The organism is Flavobacterium suncheonense GH29-5 = DSM 17707 (assembly GCF_000430025.1).
GTDB lineage: Bacteria > Bacteroidota > Bacteroidia > Flavobacteriales > Flavobacteriaceae > Flavobacterium > Flavobacterium suncheonense.
On sequence record NZ_KE387021.1, the window covers coordinates 286,965 to 305,404 of the forward strand.

Sequence of the window (18,440 nt, forward strand, 5' to 3'; positions counted from 1 at the left end):
CATACATACAAAATCCTGCAGACCCGTTTTGCAGGATTTTTTTATTGCAAATAACAAAGTTAAAAACTTGATTTTCAGCCACTAAATCACTAAATTAGAGCTGATTACAAATACAGCTCTTATGCTTCTAAAACCAACGGATATTCGCGAGAAACTGATTCTTAAGCGGCAAAAAACCGGAATCATTTCAGAGCAGTTAGCGTCTGTTGAGAAGATATTGGCTGAAAATGAAGCCAAACGCTCCGCAATCCGGAAAAAACTGAGTTCTAAAAATCAAAATACTGAGAATGCTTTTGTTTTCGATTTGCTGGAAACTGAGAATATTTTCCATATCGATCAGATAAAAGCCATTTGTATTGATTATCGTCTGCGTTTTCTGGACAGTCATTTGTACAAAGTTCCTTTTCCGGAGGAAGTTATCACGAAAATCAGTCATCTTGAAAAACGGCATCACACCACATTGAGCGGCTTTAAACTCATGGCGCCGTCTAAAGTATTCCAACTGAAAAAATACAACGACCCGATTCTGTTTGCGCCCATCGGCAACGATTATTACTATCTGATTCACAAATGGGGCAATGATTTGCATCCGCTGCGAAAATGGCTGGTACTGCCTTTCCGGAATTTAGGCTGGCTGTTACTAACCCTTGTCCTTATCAGTGTGCTGTGCAGTATGGCACTACCCGATAATTTCTATGGCAAAGCCGAACCGACAACTTTCCGGTTGATTTCCTTTCTTTTTCTGTTCAAATACTGGTGCGCCATTGCGATTTACTTTTTTGTTTCGAAAGGAAAAAACTTCAACGTGAACATCTGGAACAGTAATTTTGGCGGATAAAAAAATCCCGACCACAAACTGCAATCGGGATTATTTCAGACTATTTTCTGATTTTATCTCTTGATAAACTTAGCGTTAGAAGTTCCTTTATCCGAATTGATTTTGATAAAATAATTCCCGGAAGCCAAACTCGAAACATCAACCGTTTTCACATTTTGCGCACTTGGAACCACAACAACTAACTGTCCTAATTGGTTGTAAATGCTGATAGAGCTTACTTCGATAGTTTGTTTAGTGTCAATATTCAGAACAGTATTTACCGGATTCGGATATACATTGAAATATTGTCCAAACTCAAAATCCTGAGTGCTTAACGCCTGAATTGTTGTGGTAGCTGTGTTGGTTACAATCGGGAAGTTGTAATCGAAATAAATGTTTGCTGAATTACTGAAAGTATCGCCGTTTACCAAAGTTGGCTTGGTTTTGATTTTGAAGGCTACGTAACCGTCGTTGTTGGCATCGTCGAAAGGTAAGTTGATGTTTTCGAAGATGAATTCTACTTTGTTGCCGTTGATTCTGGTATAAAAATCGTGACTGCCTTTGATTGGAACAATTGAGTTCACATCAAATTTTGTGGTATCAATCATGTCTTTTACTACGATATTTTCAGCAGGATAAGTTCCGGTGTTTTCAAAACGGATTACGTAGTGCACGTACTTCCCTACTTCACTTGGCGAAATTACAGCTCCTTCCAAACAAGTTTTATCGTTGGGATCGTAAGAACCCACAACAATTTGTTTGATAGCAGAAATATTATCATAAGGCACTTCATCACCAACCATTGATGTTATTGTGGTGGTAAAATTCAACTGGTCTCCAATATTAACTGAAGGTATGTCAGTTGGAGCATTAATATTCATTGTGAAGTAAATAACTCTGCTTTCTAATGGTTGCAAATTGGTAAAATCCCAACTCAAATTATCAACAGATTGACTATTAGGCATTGGAGAAGCTGATAATAAGTCCATTTTTGAATCTTCAAAACTCAAAGAAATAGCCCCTGATTGTATTTGATTTCCCTTGTTTTTATATATTAAGGCATAATAACTATCAAAACCAGGTCTTGCAGGGTTTGTAGGGAATAATACAACTTCCAAATCTTGATGTACTCCATTGGCTGTTAAGCAGAAGTTTTGAGTGAATGGAGATGGTTGTGTTGGAAAATCTACAACAACATTAGCGGGTGAAACAGAGAAATAGGATGGATTTTCCAAGACCGGAGTTATAGTATGTGTTCCTGCCTGCACAGTAATAGAATAATTTCCTGAAGTATCTGAAATGAAAGTTCCGCTATTTATTCCCTCAGAAATACTGAATTTTAAGTTTTGAAATGTTGAATCCAAAACATCACAACCGTTATTATTATCATCAAATTTAGAATTACCTTGTATAGTGTAAAATCTACCTCCAGGAACAAAAGAACAATATGAATTTACAACACAATTTGAATACCCATTTACGCTTACCATTGCTTGTATATCATCTAATTCCGCCTCATCAACACATATATACTCAAGCGTTGGGTTTCCAGAAAAATTAAAATTATTATACTGTCCGTTTTTCACAAAAAGACTTCTTAGCTGATTGTTGTCACAACTAAAGCCAAAAGACCCGTATGTTACATGACTAAAATCTAACGTTTGAATATAATTATTAAAACAGTCAACAATGTTAAGCATTTCAGAATCAGAAACATTTAAAGCTGTAAGTTGGTTGTTTACACAATATAACTCTGTAAGACTATGCAAATTAGTAAGATTTAAATCTTGAATAAAATTATTCGAACATTCAACATAAGTCAAACCAGTAAATATACTTAAATCTAAATCTGTTAGCGAATTAAAACTGCAATCCAATGTGTTTAAATTAACATTTGGAGATAAATTTAAATCTAATAAAGAGGTAATCTGATTTGTCGAACAATGAAGCTTCTCCAAATTTACCAATGCGCTTAAATCAGTGTTTGAAACCTGATTAAAATTAAAGTCTAAAGAAGTTAGGTTTACAAAATAACCTATCCCTTCTAATGAAACAATACTCCTGTTCTCAAGATATAACTCTTTAATCAATAAAGCTTCACTCAGTTCAATCAATCCATTTTCATTAACATCAACTGCAACAAAATTATTATTAAAATCTTTAGCTGTATTATTACTCGGACTCGACAATAAAATTGCTGATTCTAAATTTGTATCCGAAAAGGTAATAACCTGTGCCTTCGAAACTGATATAATGCTAAAAAGAATTAATAAAAAGTAAAATTTCTTCATTTAAGTAGATTTAGTGGTGTAAATATATCGTATCTAGATTTTTCTTACAAAAAAATCCCAACCGGTAACGGTTGGGATTTTCAATATTTAAGAATAAAAAGATTACTCTCCTTTATCCATTCTAGCTTTTAGTTCAGCTAATGCATCGATATCACCTAAAGTTGATTTTTCAGCATTGTTTGAAGAGGAAGCAACATTGTTAGACTCAGCAGCTTTCACGTTTTTCTCTTCTTCTTCACGGAAGATAGCCGTGTGAGAAGCCACTACTCTTTTGAATTCTTTGTTGAACTCAATTACTTTGAAGTCTGCCGTTTCTCCTTTTTTCAATTTCTTACCGTCTTCTTTTTCTAAGTGACGAGTAGGAATGAAAGCCACGATATCATCACCAAATTCTACAGTAGCACCTTTGTCTACGATTTCAGCGATAGTTCCGTTGTGGATTGTTCCAACCGCGAAAGCCTCTTCGTATTTATCCCAAGGGTTAGCTGTAGTTTGTTTGTGACCTAAAGACAATTTACGTCCTTCTACGTCTAATTCTAATACCACAACATCTAATTTGTCACCTACGTTAACGAATTCAGATGGGTGTTTGATTTTCTTAGTCCAAGAAAGGTCAGAGATGTATACTAAACCGTCGATTCCTTCTTCTAACTCTACGAAAATACCGAAGTTAGTAAAGTTTCTAACGATACCTGTGTGTTTAGAACCTACAGGATATTTAGCCGTGATATCAGTCCAAGGATCTTGTGTTAATTGTTTGATACCTAAAGACATTTTTCTTTCTTCTCTGTCTAAAGTTAAGATAACTGCCTCAACAACATCCCCAACTTTTACGAAATCCTGAGCACTTCTTAAGTGTGTAGACCAAGACATTTCAGAAACGTGGATTAAACCTTCAACACCTTCAGCCACTTCGATGAAAGCACCGTAATCCGCAAGAACTACAACTTTACCTTTCACTTTGTCACCCACTTTTAAGTTAGCATCTAAAGCATCCCACGGGTGAGGGTGTAATTGTTTTAAACCTAATTGGATTCTTGTTTTCTCATCATCGAAATCAAGGATTACCACGTTCAGTTTTTGATCTAATTCAAGAACTTCAGATGGGTGGTTGATTCTAGACCAAGATAAGTCAGTGATGTGGATTAATCCGTCTACACCTCCTAAGTCGATGAATACACCGTAAGAAGTAATGTTTTTAACAACACCTTCTAATACCTGTCCTTTTTCTAATTGACCGATAATTTCTTTTTTCTGTACTTCAATATCAGCTTCGATAAGCGCTTTGTGAGAAACAACAACGTTTTTGAATTCGTGGTTGATTTTCACCACTTTGAATTCCATAGTTTTGTTTACATATTGATCGTAATCACGGATAGGTTTCACGTCAATTTGAGAACCTGGCAAGAACGCCTCGATTCCGAATACGTCAACGATCATACCACCTTTAGTTCTGCATTTCACGAAACCGTTAACGATTTCTCCAGACTCATTAGCAGCGATAACTCTATCCCAAGCTTTGATTGTACGTGCTTTTCTGTGTGATAATACTAACTGACCTGATTTGTCCTCACGAACGTCGATTAATACTTCCACTTTGTCACCCACTTTTAAGTTCGGATTGTAACGGAACTCATTTAAAGAGATAACACCTTCAGATTTAGCGTTGATGTCAACGATAGCGTCTCTTTCAGTAATTCTAACCACTACACCTTCCACTACTTCTTCAGCATCGGTAGAGATGAATGTTTTAGCTACTAAATCTTCGAATTCTTTAAGGTTTTGAGCGTCTACTGCATCGATACCTTCTTCGAAGTTGTGCCAGTTAAAATTTGCTAAAAACTCTTCTTGTGTTTTTTGTAATTCAGACATGTCTGATAAAAAATTTGTATTCTGTTCCTCTCGTGTTTCGTAATGCGTTAGAAAAAACAGAAGCGTTTTACATATAAATGATTGATACCTAAAGGAAACACTTCGCGCCAAAAGGTGTGCAAAAGTACAAATAAATCTTTAATTACCAAAGTTTTGAGCAAGAGAATAGAACCAAAAACAAAGAAAAAAGAGTTTTGAATATTCTGGAGCGAATGGTTCCGGCATTTCTGGAAAACGAAATTCCCGCTTTCCGGCGCGCATGGCGCTTTCTTCAATCGGGGCTATTAGAAAAACTGTATTGAATACCAGCCAACAAAAAACCCGATGAAACATCGGGTCTTGTATATTACGCAGTTTCTCGCAAATGCTTTTTCAGTTTTTTAGCTGTTTTTTTATAGGCCCATTCCTGTTTAAAATCGACCCATTTTTGCTTGAAAAGTTTACGCATCAGCTTATCGGTATAGCGCATCACAAAAACATGGTACAGCATATTGGTAAACTGTATCGGACGGTTAGGCAAAGCCCTTAACGAAAGGGAGAAACCCGCATCCAAATAACGGTTAAAATGCCAAAACGCACCGGGAATGTAAAGCGCATCGCCGTGTTCCATAAAAATCTCATAGCCTTCGGCATACTTCAAAGCCGGGAATTTTTCGTAATCGGGGTTTTCATAATCCACTTCATAAATCGTATGTACGGAAAGTGGTACTTTGTACAAAAACGCCGATTGCTTCTGATCAAACAACAAAATACGTTTCTTCCCTTCAAAATGTACATGAATGAAATCCCCTAAATCCACATCGTAATGCATTAAAACGCGGGCTTCGCTCCCACCGAAAAACAAAGTAGGCAAACGTTTGAAGAACTTCATTCCCAAATCCGGATAGGCGAAATTTTTCAACAACTCGGGCATTCTGTCTGTGATGATGTAAAAGAAAATACGCAAATCGGAAGGTTCTTTTTTGATTTTGCTGATATAATCCCTAAACTTCATATGAGTAACCGGCGCATCGGAACTTTTAGAAGCACTGGCCGGTTTATTATCGTAAAGCGGCACTACCTGTTCCCCTGCCTTTTCATAAATATAATCCAGATTCCATTTTTCAAAGGCTTCCCATTGCTTGGCAAAACCTTTTATAAGTAACGGCTTTTGAGGCTTAAAGTAATTTTTAATAAAATCTTCTTTGGAGATACTTTCTACTACGGTTACTTTTTCTAATCTCATAGATAACAATCATTTAGGCAAAATCATTATTAATATCAGGTTCGAGCGATTAACAAACCTAAAAATACTAACATTTTTTGGATTGTTTTAGTACATCGTGGAAATAAAAAAACCTTTCTGAAAATTCAAAAAGGCTTCTTTATAAGTCATTATTTGTATTTAATGTGCAATATTCTCCACATCCTTCGGATTGTGCTTGTGCTTAAACAACACCGCAAAGGCAATCGCAATTACCAAAGCGTAAACCGAAAACGCCAGCCAGATGTTATGCCAGTCTCTTTGACCATTAACCGTAAAATAGGTATCAATCACATATCCGCTGATTAATCCGCCGAAAAACGCTCCGAAACCGTTGGACATCATCATAAACAATCCCTGAGCCGAAGAACGAATTTTAGAATCGGTAGTCGTCTCCACAAAAAGAGAACCTGAAATATTAAAGAAATCGAATGCCATTCCGTAAACCACACACGACAGGATAATCATCCACAAACCGCCTTCCGGATCGCCGTAAGCAAACAAACCGAAACGTAACACCCAAGCCAGCATCGAAATCAGCATTACCTGCTTAATTCCGAAACGCTTCAGGAAAAACGGAATCGCCAAAATAAACAAAGTCTCCGAAATCTGCGAAATCGACATAATAATAGTTGAATAGCGCACCACAAAAGAATCTGCATATTGTGGAATCTTTTCAAACTCAGACAAATAGGTATCGCCATACATATTCGTTAACTGCAAAGCGCCTCCTAAAAACATCGAAAAGATGAAAAACAAAGCCATCTTATAATCGGCAAAAAGCTTGAAAGCATTTAAACCCAATGATTGTATCAATGAAGCATCTTTTGATGTTTTGTTCTGCGGCGGACAAGCCGGCAACGTAAACGAATAAAGCCCCAGAATTACAGCCGCTATAGCTGAAATGTAAAACATATTAGCGGAAGCTTTATTTCCGGTTAAATTCGTTATCCACATCGCTACAATGAAACCTACGGTTCCCCAAACACGAATGGGCGGAAACACTTTTACCACATCAAAATTATTGCTCTTTAAAATGGTATAACCAATCGAATTGGACAGCGAAATCGTCGGCATATAACACAACATCGACGCAAAAATCACCCAAAAGAACGTAGTCGGGTTGTCCACCTGCGGAATATACGCTAAAGCCAAACCTCCCAAGATATGCAAAACACCGTACAAACGCTCTGCATTAATCCAACGGTCTGCCACGATTCCGGTCAGCGCCGGCATAATGATGGAAGAAATTCCCAAAGTGGAAAAAATCGCTCCAAACTCGGCACCACTCCATTGTTTTGTTCCGAACCAATAATTACCAACGGTTATAAGCCAGGCTCCCCAAACAAAGAATTGCAGGAAGCTCATTAAAGTTAATCTGATTTTAATATTCATGTGGTTTTGGTAAATTTAAAAAAGCCGGTAAATCTAACACTAAAAACAAAAAATCCAAAATAAATTCCGGTTTTGTTGCGGAACTTACTCTGGATTTAAGAGTATGATGAATAATTTACAGATTTTCGGAGAATTCTGTTTTTTAAACTTCCTTTTTAAAGCTGTTTTTTTATGGAAATGACGGTTAGATTTACTTCAATTTGTCTTTTACAATATTCAGTACTAATTCAAACTGTTCGGTGCGGTCCATGGCGGAATTGTCTACCACTATGGCGTCGTCTGCCTTTACCAAAGGAGAATCCTCTCGGTTGGTATCGATATAATCGCGTTCTTTTACATTTTGCAAAACATCTGCAAAACTTACAGACTGACCTTTTTCCAAAAGCTCATCATAACGGCGTTGCGCTCTGGTTTCCGGGCTTGCGGTCATGAATATTTTCAGTTCGGCATCCGGAAAAACCACGGTTCCGATGTCGCGGCCGTCCATCACAATGGCTTTGTTTTTGCCCATCTCCTGCTGCTGTTCCACTAATTTAGCGCGAACTTCCGAGATTTCGGCCACTTTACTCACCAATCTTGAAACATCTAAGGTTCGGATTTCGGTTTCCACATTGATTCCGTTCAGGTACATTTCGGCAAAACCCAAATCCGGATTGAATTCAAAATGCAGCTTTACATTGGGCAGGCTTTGTATCAAAGCTTCTTTGTTTAAATGCGACTCGGAAACAAAACCATTTTGCATGGCATACAGCGTTACGGCCCGGTACATGGCGCCGGTATCCACATAAACATACCCTAATTGCTTGGCTAACTGTTTCGCAAGTGTACTTTTCCCGGTGGAGGAAAATCCGTCGATGGCAATGGTTATTTTTTTCAAAATGCTATTGTAAATTAAGCGTTAAGCCGAAGAGACTCATGTTAGCCGCTACGGTATAACGCGAATAAGAATAATCAAATTTTATTTTATTGAAGCGAAGTCCGAAACCGGCAGAAATTCCCGAAAAGTTACGCTGCTCCACAATTCGGAGCTCCTCGCCTCTTCTGAAATTATAACTCAACCTAACGTTAAACGCTTTTTTCGGAAACAGTTCGGCACCTATAATTACGTGGCGCAATGCGTTGTTTACAAAACCCACTTTTTCTTCCTTAGCCGGACCGTCAATGGTTTGCTCAGACCGGTTTGGATTGCTGAAACCAATATTCCATTCCTGCAGATTTTCCAGCGTTAAATGCCAACGCAACGGCACATTTTCGAGTTCCTGCGAAATTCCGGCCATCACTTCCAAAGGCAGTTTTTCGCGTTCACCGGCATAAGTCGTAAGCTGTGTTCCGACATTACGAACTGCTATGGCAATGTTAATGTCGTTTTTTTCATCAATATACAAAGCTCCGAAATCGGCGGCGGCTCCAAAGGAATTATAGGATTCCAAAGTGGAAGAAATCAGTTTCACATTGGCGCCAACATAAATGGGTGTCCAGGGAATGTTGTAGGCATAGCCGAAAGAAAGTGCCATTTCGCTTCCGGTAAAATCGGAGGTTTTCAGTCCCATTTCGTCATACCCTTCAAAACTACCGTAGTTGACATAGTTTACCCCGACATGCAGGGTTTGCACGTGTCTGTCCCAAGTGTAGGCATAAGCACCCGTACCGTAACTTACTTCTCCGAAATAACTGCCGTAATTTAACGCCAAGTGGTTGTCCATCTCTGCGTTTATCGTAGCCGGATTGTAAATGCCCTGATTCACATCCTGATCGTAAATGGTAAGGGTTTTTCCGCCCAACGCAGCCTGACGCGGCGAGGTTACCAGATTCAGAAACTGATAGGTGTATTTTCCTCCAATCTGACTGTAACTTAACGTGCAGACAAGTAAAATGGTCAGACTGGCTATTTTTTTTAACATTATTCTGTATTTCTGAATGTATAACGCAATTGCGAAGATAAAATTATATACGAGATTTCACAAAAAAAGAGATTCCAACTTAAAAGCTAAATTGGAATCTCTTGGTAATACTTGATATTATTAAGCTATATTCTTGGCATTCTTAACTTTCTGATCGGTGATGGCGATATCGAGTACTTCACTCATCTTATCTACATAATGAAAGGTTAAACCTTCTAAATATTCTGCTTTAATTTCATCAATGTCACGTTTGTTTTCATAACATAAAATGATTTCTTTGATGTTTGCTCTTTTAGCCGCCAGAATCTTCTCTTTGATACCGCCCACCGGCAACACTTTTCCGCGTAAGGTGATTTCACCGGTCATGGCCAGACTTTTCTTCACGCGTTTTTGGGTAAAACTTGATACCAAAGACGTTAACATCGCCACACCGGCACTTGGTCCGTCTTTTGGCGTAGCGCCTTCCGGAACGTGAATGTGTACGTTGTAATTCGCCAAAACATCCGGGCTGATGCCTAATTTTTCGGCATTGGCTTTGATGTATTCCAAGGCAATGGTTACCGATTCTTTCATCACCGTTCCTAAATTTCCGGTCATGGTCATGTTGCCTTTTCCTTTGGAAATAATCGATTCGATAAACAAAATATCACCGCCAACACTGGTCCAGGCTAACCCTGTTACGACTCCGGCCGTTTCGTTGTTTTCGTATTTGTCGCGCTCCATTCTCGGCACACCCAATACTTTAACGATATCTTCATCAGTTACTTTTTTGTTGTATTCTTCTTCCAAAGCGATGGATTTGGCCGCATTTCGAACCATAGACGCAATTTGTTTTTCCAAACCGCGCACTCCGGATTCACGGGTATAACCTACAATAATTTTTTCAAGCTGTTTTTTACCAATTTGCAGATCTTTCGCTGTTAAACCGTGATCTTTCAACTGTTTTGGCAACAAATGCTGTTTCGCGATTTCGATTTTTTCTTCAATGGTATAACCGCTCACGTTGATCACTTCCATACGGTCGCGCAACGCCGGCTGAATGCTGGACAAACTGTTTGAAGTGGCGATAAACATCACTTTTGACAAGTCGTAACCCATCTCAAGGAAATTATCGTAAAAATCCGAATTTTGTTCCGGATCTAAAACTTCCAGTAAGGCCGAAGACGGATCTCCACTGTTGCTTGAGGACAATTTATCGATTTCATCCAACACAAAAACCGGATTGGAAGTGCCCGCTTTTTTGATGTTCTGAATGATTCTTCCCGGAAGGGCTCCAATGTAGGTTTTTCGGTGTCCGCGGATTTCGGCTTCGTCGCGCAAACCGCCTAAGGACATGCGAACATATTGTCGTCCCAAAGCTTCGGCAATCGACTTTCCGATGGATGTTTTTCCTACGCCCGGAGGTCCGTACAGACAAATGATTGGCGATTTCATGTCGTTGCGCAGCTTTAAAACCGCTAAATGTTCGATGATTCGTTTTTTCACATCTTCCAAACCGAAATGATCGCGGTCTAAAATCTTCTGGGCGTTTTTTAAATCGAATTTATCGGTCGAATATTCATTCCAGGGCAGTTCCAGAAACAGTTCCAGATAATTGCGCTGAATACTGAAATCCGGCGATTGCGGATTCATACGCTGTAATTTGGCAATCTCTTTATCGAAATGTTGCGCTACTTTTTCATTCCACTTTTTGGATTTGGATTTTACGCGCATGTCTTCAATTTCCTGATCGTGTGAAACGCCACCCAATTCTTCCTGAATGGTTTTCATTTGCTGTTGCAGGAAATATTCACGCTGTTGCTGATCCAGATCAAAACGCACTTTCGACTGAATATCGTTTTTCAGCTCCAGTTTCTGCTGCTCGATATTCATGTAACGCAAGGTTTCCAACGCTCTTTCTTTCAGATTGTTAACCGAAAGCAATCCTTGTTTTTCCTCTACGTTTAAATTCATATTGGACGAAACAAAATTGATCAGGAAAGGATTACTTTCAATATTACGGATCGCAAAAGTAGCCTCAGTTGGAATATTCGGACTTTCCTTTATGATTTGAATAGCCAGTTCTTTTATCGATTCGATAATCGCCAGAAATTCCTTGTCTCTTACGGTTGGTCTTGCCTCCGGAACTTCTTTGATTATAGCCTTTAAGTAAGGTTCTTCCGTGGTTACACTATCGATTTCGAAACGCTTTTTTCCTTGTAAGATTACGGTTGTATTGCCGTCAGGAAGTCGCAAGACACGAAGAATTCGGGCAACAGTTCCGATTTTATGGATATCCTGCTCTCCCGGATCTTCAACATTTTCATCTTTCTGAGCGACAACTCCGATGATTTTATTACCGTTGTTGGCATCGTTAATTAACTTAATCGATTTATCTCTTCCGGCTGTAATCGGAATTACAACGCCCGGAAACAGCACCGTATTGCGCAACGGCAGTATGGAAATATCCTGAGGCAGTGCTTCATTGGTCATTTCTTCTTCATCTTCCGGAGTTAATAACGGAATTAATTCGGCATCCGTATCGATTTCCTGAAGTGACAAGTTGTCAAGTGTAAGTAATTTGTGGTTTGACATAGTATTTTTAGGACTTTTTGTCATTAAACAATAAAAAACAGATAACTGCGTGGTTTACAAAAAACAGCTATCCTGTTGAATATCAATACAAATTTACGTTTTATTGCTATTCTTTATTAGTATTAGTCAATCTTTATGCCATAAAAAAACCCGAAAGTAATTCCGGGCTTTTACATTCTGTTATTTTATTTCTTAATGTAGAACATAGTCTACTAAAATACTCTCGTAAGTTCCACTACCGCTATAAGTTACAGATTTGATCGGCCCTACGTTTTTAGCATACCAGTAATCTGTATTTACAATTGACATTGAGGTTTCAGACTCTGTATGCTGATAAATATGTGCTTTGATAACATCTGTGTATTCAACACCATCGACGGTTAAAGTAATTCCTTTTTCTTCGATGGTTCCTGTATAAGTTGTTGATTGTACAATAGCAGGGATACCTGTATAAGTTGTTGATTGTTGATAAGTTCCACTCCAGGTTTGTCCTACGGCTAAATCTTTTAGAATAACCATCTCGTAACCTGTTTGTGTTCCGGTAATTCCGCCCATATTAAGATTCAAATCACCCACTTTAAGCGTATAAACGCCATTTGCTTTATGTAACCATGTTGTTGCGCTGGTAACACCTCCGCTGGATTGGGATGAAAATTTGTAATAGGTTGCACCGTTAAAGGTATCTGTTCCTATCATTTTCATCGGCGTTTGTTCTACACCGTTCATCTCCATAGTCCATTCATTATTCACTGCTGCCGGCCAATAATCTCCGGATGGTGTTCCTCCACCTCCTCCATCACCTGGATTTAAAGCCGGATCTAACGGTTCAACATCTCCGTCACAGGAAGTAAAAGACAAAGCAGACAAAAACAATGCAAAAAAAGCAAGTGATTTTAGTTTTTTCATATTTATCAGGTTAAGTTTTTTTTATAAAATTTTCCAAATATACTATTATTTTTCTTTCAGCATTATTTTTTTGGCACCCGTGTTAATAATATCACACCTGAGATAAAAAACAACGCTAAAAACACAATCGAATTGCGCATGCTTCCGGTAATCTGGTCTATAAAACCATATAGCATCATGCCTATTACAATCCCGATTTTCTCGGCCACATCGTAAAAACTGAAGAACGAAGCGGTATCCAGCGTGTCTTCCGGAAGAAATTTTGAATAGGTGGAACGGGAAAGTGCCTGAATTCCTCCCATAACCAAACCTACAAATCCTGCGGTAAGGTAAAAATGAATCGGCAGGGTTACAAAAAAAGCCGTGATACAAATAACCACCCAAATACAATTGATGACAATTAGTGTTTTGATATTTCCAAATTTTTCGGAGGCTCTGGACGTCAGTATTGCTCCCAACACCGCGACCAGTTGAATCACCAGAATACTGATAATTAAACCCATTGTTTTCTCGTCATCGTTTTTCCAGGCGATTTCCTGTTCTCCGAAATAGGTAGCGACCAACATTACGGTTTGCACCGCCATGCTGTACACAAAAAAACTTGCCAGATAACGCTTCAGTCTTAAATTGTCTTCCAACTGATGCCAGACTTTCCGCAACTCTTTAAAACCGTTGAAAAGGACTCCGGAATGTATTTTACCACTGTTCGCATTTCCGATCGGCAAATAATAAAAGGCATACTGACTGAATACAATCCACCAAACTCCTACCGAAACAAAGGAATATTTCATGGCAACTATGGAGGCGTTTTCCCCGTGAATTCCAAAAGCATCGGGGTTCATAACCATGGCCAGATTAATGATCAAAAGCACTACACTTCCGATATACCCCATGGAATAGCCTCTGGCGCTGATTCTGTCCTGCTGCTCCGGAAAAGCGACATCCGGTAAATAGGAATTATAAAAAACCAAGCTTCCCCAGAAACCAATCAATCCCAAGAAATAACAGGCCAAACCCACATAAATATTGTCCAAATCAAACCAATACAATCCAATACAGGAGAACGCTCCTAAATAGCAGAAAAAGCGCATGAAGTTTTTCTTATTTCCCACATAATCTGCAATTCCCGATAATAAAGGAGAAAAAAAAGCCACTACCAAAAAGGCAAAAGCAGTTATGAAACTAATTAACGCCGTGTTTTTTAAAACGGTTCCGAAAACCTCGATTTCCTGAGTTCCTTTGTCCTTAAAAAGCTGACCGTAATATATGGGGAAAACTGCCGAAGCAATAACAAGACTGTATACAGAATTAGCCCAATCGTAAGAAGCCCAGGCATTTAAAAGTTTACCGCTTCCCTTTTCAAGTTGTTTCATAATGGTATTTGGTATAAAAAAATCCCGATTTGCACCGGGATTCGAATATACATATTTTTTTTCAGTTAAAACTTCACACCAAATTTGGCTGCTTCTGCTTTTGCCTGCGGAATCAACTCTTTAATCTTTTTGATTCGCGTTTCATCAGAAGGGTGCGTACTCATAAATTCCGGCGGTTTTTGTCCTCCCGAATTAGCCGACATTCTTACCCAGAAATCCGCAGCGCTATCAGGGTTGTACCCAGCAATAGCCATTAAGGTAAGACCAATCATATCCGCTTCACTTTCGTGTGAGCGGCTAAAAGGCAGCATCCCGCCCAATTCTGTAGTGGCTCCATAAGCCGTCATGGCAATTTGTTGGGTTTCTGCACTTTTTCCGCCTGTTGCCACACCAACACCTACAGCTCCTAACTGCTGTAACATTCCGGCGCTCATACGCTGTTGCCCGTGATTGGCTAAGGCGTGTGCAACCTCATGGCCCATAACGGTGGCCATTCCGGCATCGTCTTTACAGATTGGTAAAATTCCGGTGTAAAACACGATTTTTCCTCCCGGCATACACCAAGCGTTAACTTCTTTACTGTCCACCAAATTGTATTCCCATTTATAATCTTTCAGGTAACCTTCATAACCGTTGGCATTCAGCCATTTTTCGGCAGCTACTTTTATTTTCATCCCCACATTTTCCACTCTCTGGGCATCCTTTGTGCCTTTAATCACTTTATTTTCACCAAGAAACTGGTTGTATTGCTGGAAAGAAGACGGAAATATTTCGCTGTTAGATACTAAAGCCATTGTGCTTTTTCCCGTAAACGGATTCTTGGCACAAGACATTACTAATGCTAAAGAACCTGCTGCTATTAAACCGGATTTTAAATTCATAACGTAAGATTTTTAAGAAACAAAATTAATAAATTGTCTTATTATGATGGTTAATAAAGGTACAAAATATTATCATTTTTTTAAGTTACAAATAAAATGCCAAAACAGATTTAAGAATTATTTATCATTCCTTTTTTGAAGAATGAAGTAACTTGCAGTATATTTTTACAGAAGATGAAAAAGCCCAAACATCAGCAAACCATTAAAATCCCAAAAGGCATTCTTTATACTGCTAAAGCTCTGGAAACCGTATCTCCGAGACTTGCCACGCTATTTGCCATAAAACTTTTTACCACACCAATGCGCCATAAACTTCCCAAAAGGGAAATTGAAATGGACGCCAATTCCAAACAACAACTTCTTAAAATAGAAAGCATTAACAAAGAAGTAATGGTGTACCAATACGGAACTTCTGCAAAAAAAGTCCTGTTAGTTCACGGTTGGTCCGGAAGAGGAACACAACTGGTAAAAATTGCAGATGAGCTGTTAAAACAAGGCTATTCCACTGTTAGTTTCGATGCGCCGGCACACGGAAAAGCACCCGGAAAAACCAGCAATATGAAGGAATTTATTGCTTCTGCCTTACAAATCGAAAAAGAATTTGGTCCTTTCGAATATGCCATCGGACATTCTTTGGGAGGCATGACTGTTTTAAACTCCATTAAACGAGGATTAAACATCAAAAAAGCCGTTATCATTGGAAGCGGTGATGTGGTGGAAGACATTTTAAACGATTTCGTCCTGAAGCTAAAACTCAAACTCGATATCGCTCAGCGTATGAAATCGGATTTCGAAAACAGACTGGGCGAAACCATGAACAGTTATTCTGCGTATATAGCAGCAAAGGACGTTTCGATTCCTGTTTTGGTAATTCATGATGAGAATGATGACGATGTACCGGTTTCGGCTGCGCATCACATTCATCAGCATTTAACCAACGGACAAATCATGATTACCAAAGAATTAGGGCATCGGAAAATCTTGGGTGACCACAAAGTCATCAAAAAGATTGTTGAATTTATTCAGTAGAACTCATGAAAAGAATTGTTTTATTATTTGTTTTAGGTCTTTTCATATCCTGCAATGCACAGGAAAAGAAAAAGGCCACACAACCTGCAACGACTAATGCAATGCCAAAGACAGAAAACGAATGGAAAGCCAGATTAACACCGGAACAGTACGAAGTTCTAAGAGAAAAAGGTACCGAACGCCCCTTTACCGGTGAATATTGGAAACATTTTGAAAAAGGCATGTATGTTTGTGCGGCCTGTGGAAATCCATTATTCACTTCCGATGCTAAATTCGATTCCGAATGCGGCTGGCCTTCGTTTGACCAGGCTATAAAAGGTTCGGTTAACTATCACAACGATTCCAGTTTTGGCATGGAACGCATTGAAGTTACCTGTGCCAAATGCGGCGGTCATTTAGGTCATGTTTTTGATGACGGACCGGTTCAGACTACCGGAAAACGTTTCTGTACCAATTCCGTATCCATAAAATTTATTCCGGCAAAAAAATGAGTTATTCCGTAGAAAAATCCGAAGAACAGTGGAAAGCAGAATTAGGAGAAGAAAAATACCGTATCCTGCGTCAGAAAGGCACCGAATATCCGCACACAGGTAAGTATAACCTGCATTTCGAAAACGGAACCTACTGCTGTGGAGCCTGCGGTGAACCTTTATTTGAAAGCAATTCCAAATTCGAATCCCATTGTGGCTGGCCGTCCTTTGACGAATCGCTACCGGGGAAAATCGAATATGTAAAAGACACCTCACACGGCATGCTTCGCGTGGAAATTCTCTGTGCCAAATGCGGCGGCCACTTAGGACATGTTTTTAACGACGGACCAACACCAACCGGCATACGATATTGTGTAAATTCCTTATCTTTAGATTTCCGTAAAAAATAAAGCATGAGTTTATTCGATAATCCGACCGATTGGGCTGCTAATTTAGAGCCGCTTCTTAAGAAATATAAAGGCAGAAAGCATCCTTTGGAGTATGAGAATCTCTATCAGTTAATGGTGATGGTGATTTTATCCGCGCAGGATTCCGATGCCAATATCAATAAAATTGCCCCTGTCCTTTTTGAAGCCTATCCAAATCTGGAAAGTTTAGCGGTTTCTAATGTTGATGCTCTGATTCCGCATATTTCAAAAGTTAGAAATTTCGGCACTAAAGCCAGTTGGTTACTTGAAATAGCGCAACAACTGAAAGAAAACAAAAATATTCCGTTAACCATGGAAAAACTTGTTGCTTTAAAAGGTATCGGCAGAAAATCCGCAAACGTAATCATGCGCGAAATGCAGGCCCCGGCAGAAGGCATAATTGCTGATTTACACGTAATTAGAGTCGCGCCAAGAATCGGCCTAATAGCAGAATCCAAAGATGGAAACAAAGTGGAAAAACAATTAATGCAGGTTTTACCGAAACACATTTGGGGTGAAATCGGCATGTCCATTTCATTCTTAGGAAGGGAAATCTGCCGGCCTACCAATCCGAAATGCGAATCATGTCCTGTAAATAATTGTTGTGATTACTACCGGAATTTGAAAAACTAATCAATAAAAAGAGTAGTTCACTAAAAATCAATTCATTATGAGTTGATTTTTTTTTTTGGACGTGACCACAAGGGTCGGGCTATCCGCTAAATCTTTTATTCCGCGAGCTCCATAAAAGGATACCGCTGCTATCCCTCACGCAGGCATTGATTTTCAAAACAAGAATACATCAAAAACAAAAAATCCCCATCAAATTAAGGAGGAATTTGATCTCAAGAGGAGGAAGTCCGGTGGACTTCCTTTTCAATTTATTGAAAAACAAAAAAGCCCTTCATTTTCATGAAGGGCTTTTCAAAAGAAAGGCGGCAGATCGAGGGCTTTGCCTGACACGCCGTACCTATAAAAAAATAAAGCCCTGCTTTTTCAAGCAGGGCTTCACTAAAGAAAGGCGGCGACATACTCTCCCACAGGATTGCAGTACCATCTGCGCAGGCGGGCTTAACTTCTCTGTTCGGAATGGGAAGAGGTGAGCCCCGCCGCAATAACCACCTTAAGTCGTTATGCAAGGGTAATCAGCTTTACTGATCAACATTACAAAATATCTTAACATACTGAGATAAAGAAAGACAATTAAAAAGTTAAGCTCCTGCGCCTTGCGGCGCAGGAATCGATACATAAGCTTACGGG

The 18,440-nt window shown here is 39.1% G+C and carries 15 protein-coding genes and 1 rRNA gene; 5 read left to right on the forward strand and 11 right to left on the reverse strand.

The genetic code is table 11. From position 1 onward, the window contains the following. Positions 1 to 121 precede the first annotated feature (121 nt). Positions 122 to 838, forward strand: coding sequence for a hypothetical protein (locus G498_RS0113830; RefSeq protein ID WP_026981704.1), 717 nt, complete (start codon positions 122 to 124; stop codon positions 836 to 838). Positions 839 to 891: 53 nt separating this feature from the next. On the opposite strand, the gene G498_RS15200 is transcribed toward G498_RS0113830, so the two are convergent. From G498_RS15200 to G498_RS0113885, 10 genes are all read right to left on the reverse strand, one after another. Further along, positions 892 to 3,108: a DUF7619 domain-containing protein gene (locus tag G498_RS15200; RefSeq protein WP_035744095.1), complete on the reverse strand. Its 2,217-nt coding sequence runs from the start codon at positions 3,106 to 3,108 to the stop codon at positions 892 to 894. A gap of 102 nt (positions 3,109 to 3,210) precedes the next feature. Further along, positions 3,211 to 4,980: a 30S ribosomal protein S1 gene (rpsA, locus tag G498_RS0113840; RefSeq protein WP_026981705.1), complete on the reverse strand. Its 1,770-nt coding sequence runs from the start codon at positions 4,978 to 4,980 to the stop codon at positions 3,211 to 3,213. A gap of 346 nt (positions 4,981 to 5,326) precedes the next feature. Continuing rightward, complete coding sequence (locus G498_RS0113850; protein WP_026981707.1) at positions 5,327 to 6,205, reverse strand: cupin-like domain-containing protein; 879 nt, start codon at positions 6,203 to 6,205, stop codon at positions 5,327 to 5,329. Between the two features lie 159 nt (positions 6,206 to 6,364). Further along, entirely contained in the window at positions 6,365 to 7,618 is a 1,254-nt protein-coding gene (locus G498_RS0113855; RefSeq protein ID WP_026981708.1) for a nucleoside permease, read from the reverse strand. Between the two features lie 190 nt (positions 7,619 to 7,808). Then, complete coding sequence (gene cmk / locus G498_RS0113860; protein WP_026981709.1) at positions 7,809 to 8,495, reverse strand: (d)CMP kinase; 687 nt, start codon at positions 8,493 to 8,495, stop codon at positions 7,809 to 7,811. 4 nt (positions 8,496 to 8,499) lie between these two features. Next, the gene (gene porQ / locus G498_RS0113865; RefSeq protein ID WP_026981710.1) at positions 8,500 to 9,519 is read right to left on the reverse strand and encodes a type IX secretion system protein PorQ; all 1,020 of its coding nucleotides are present in this window, start codon (positions 9,517 to 9,519) and stop codon (positions 8,500 to 8,502) included. A gap of 120 nt (positions 9,520 to 9,639) precedes the next feature. Then, on the reverse strand, positions 9,640 to 12,093 hold the full coding sequence (gene lon / locus G498_RS0113870) for an endopeptidase La (protein ID WP_026981711.1): 2,454 nt from the start codon (positions 12,091 to 12,093) through the stop codon (positions 9,640 to 9,642). Positions 12,094 to 12,285: 192 nt separating this feature from the next. Continuing rightward, complete coding sequence (locus tag G498_RS15205; RefSeq protein WP_051269918.1) at positions 12,286 to 12,999, reverse strand: hypothetical protein; 714 nt, start codon at positions 12,997 to 12,999, stop codon at positions 12,286 to 12,288. Between the two features lie 62 nt (positions 13,000 to 13,061). Further along, positions 13,062 to 14,372 carry an MFS transporter gene (locus G498_RS0113880; protein WP_026981712.1) on the reverse strand — a complete coding sequence of 437 codons (1,311 nt, stop codon included), beginning with the start codon at positions 14,370 to 14,372 and terminating at the stop codon, positions 13,062 to 13,064. A 65-nt stretch (positions 14,373 to 14,437) separates the two neighbouring features. Next, complete coding sequence (locus G498_RS0113885) at positions 14,438 to 15,253, reverse strand: M48 family metallopeptidase (RefSeq protein WP_026981713.1); 816 nt, start codon at positions 15,251 to 15,253, stop codon at positions 14,438 to 14,440. A gap of 174 nt (positions 15,254 to 15,427) precedes the next feature. On the opposite strand from G498_RS0113885, the gene G498_RS0113890 reads away from it, so the two are divergent. From G498_RS0113890 to G498_RS0113905, 4 genes are read left to right on the forward strand one after another with little or no spacing between them, the layout of a single operon-like run. After that, positions 15,428 to 16,282, forward strand: coding sequence for an alpha/beta hydrolase (locus tag G498_RS0113890; protein ID WP_026981714.1), 855 nt, complete (start codon positions 15,428 to 15,430; stop codon positions 16,280 to 16,282). A 5-nt stretch (positions 16,283 to 16,287) separates the two neighbouring features. After that, on the forward strand, positions 16,288 to 16,773 hold the full coding sequence (msrB, locus tag G498_RS0113895; RefSeq protein ID WP_026981715.1) for a peptide-methionine (R)-S-oxide reductase MsrB: 486 nt from the start codon (positions 16,288 to 16,290) through the stop codon (positions 16,771 to 16,773). Beyond that, positions 16,770 to 17,162, forward strand: coding sequence for a peptide-methionine (R)-S-oxide reductase MsrB (gene msrB / locus G498_RS0113900; RefSeq protein ID WP_026981716.1), 393 nt, complete (start codon positions 16,770 to 16,772; stop codon positions 17,160 to 17,162). Before msrB (G498_RS0113895) ends, msrB (G498_RS0113900) begins: the two co-directional genes overlap by 4 nt. Positions 17,163 to 17,165: 3 nt before the next feature. Further along, positions 17,166 to 17,813, forward strand: coding sequence for an endonuclease III domain-containing protein (locus G498_RS0113905; protein WP_026981717.1), 648 nt, complete (start codon positions 17,166 to 17,168; stop codon positions 17,811 to 17,813). A gap of 383 nt (positions 17,814 to 18,196) precedes the next feature. Here the strand turns inward: G498_RS0113905 and rrf are convergent. Then, a 5S ribosomal RNA gene (gene rrf / locus G498_RS0113910) occupies positions 18,197 to 18,306 on the reverse strand. Positions 18,307 to 18,440: the final 134 nt, after the last annotated feature.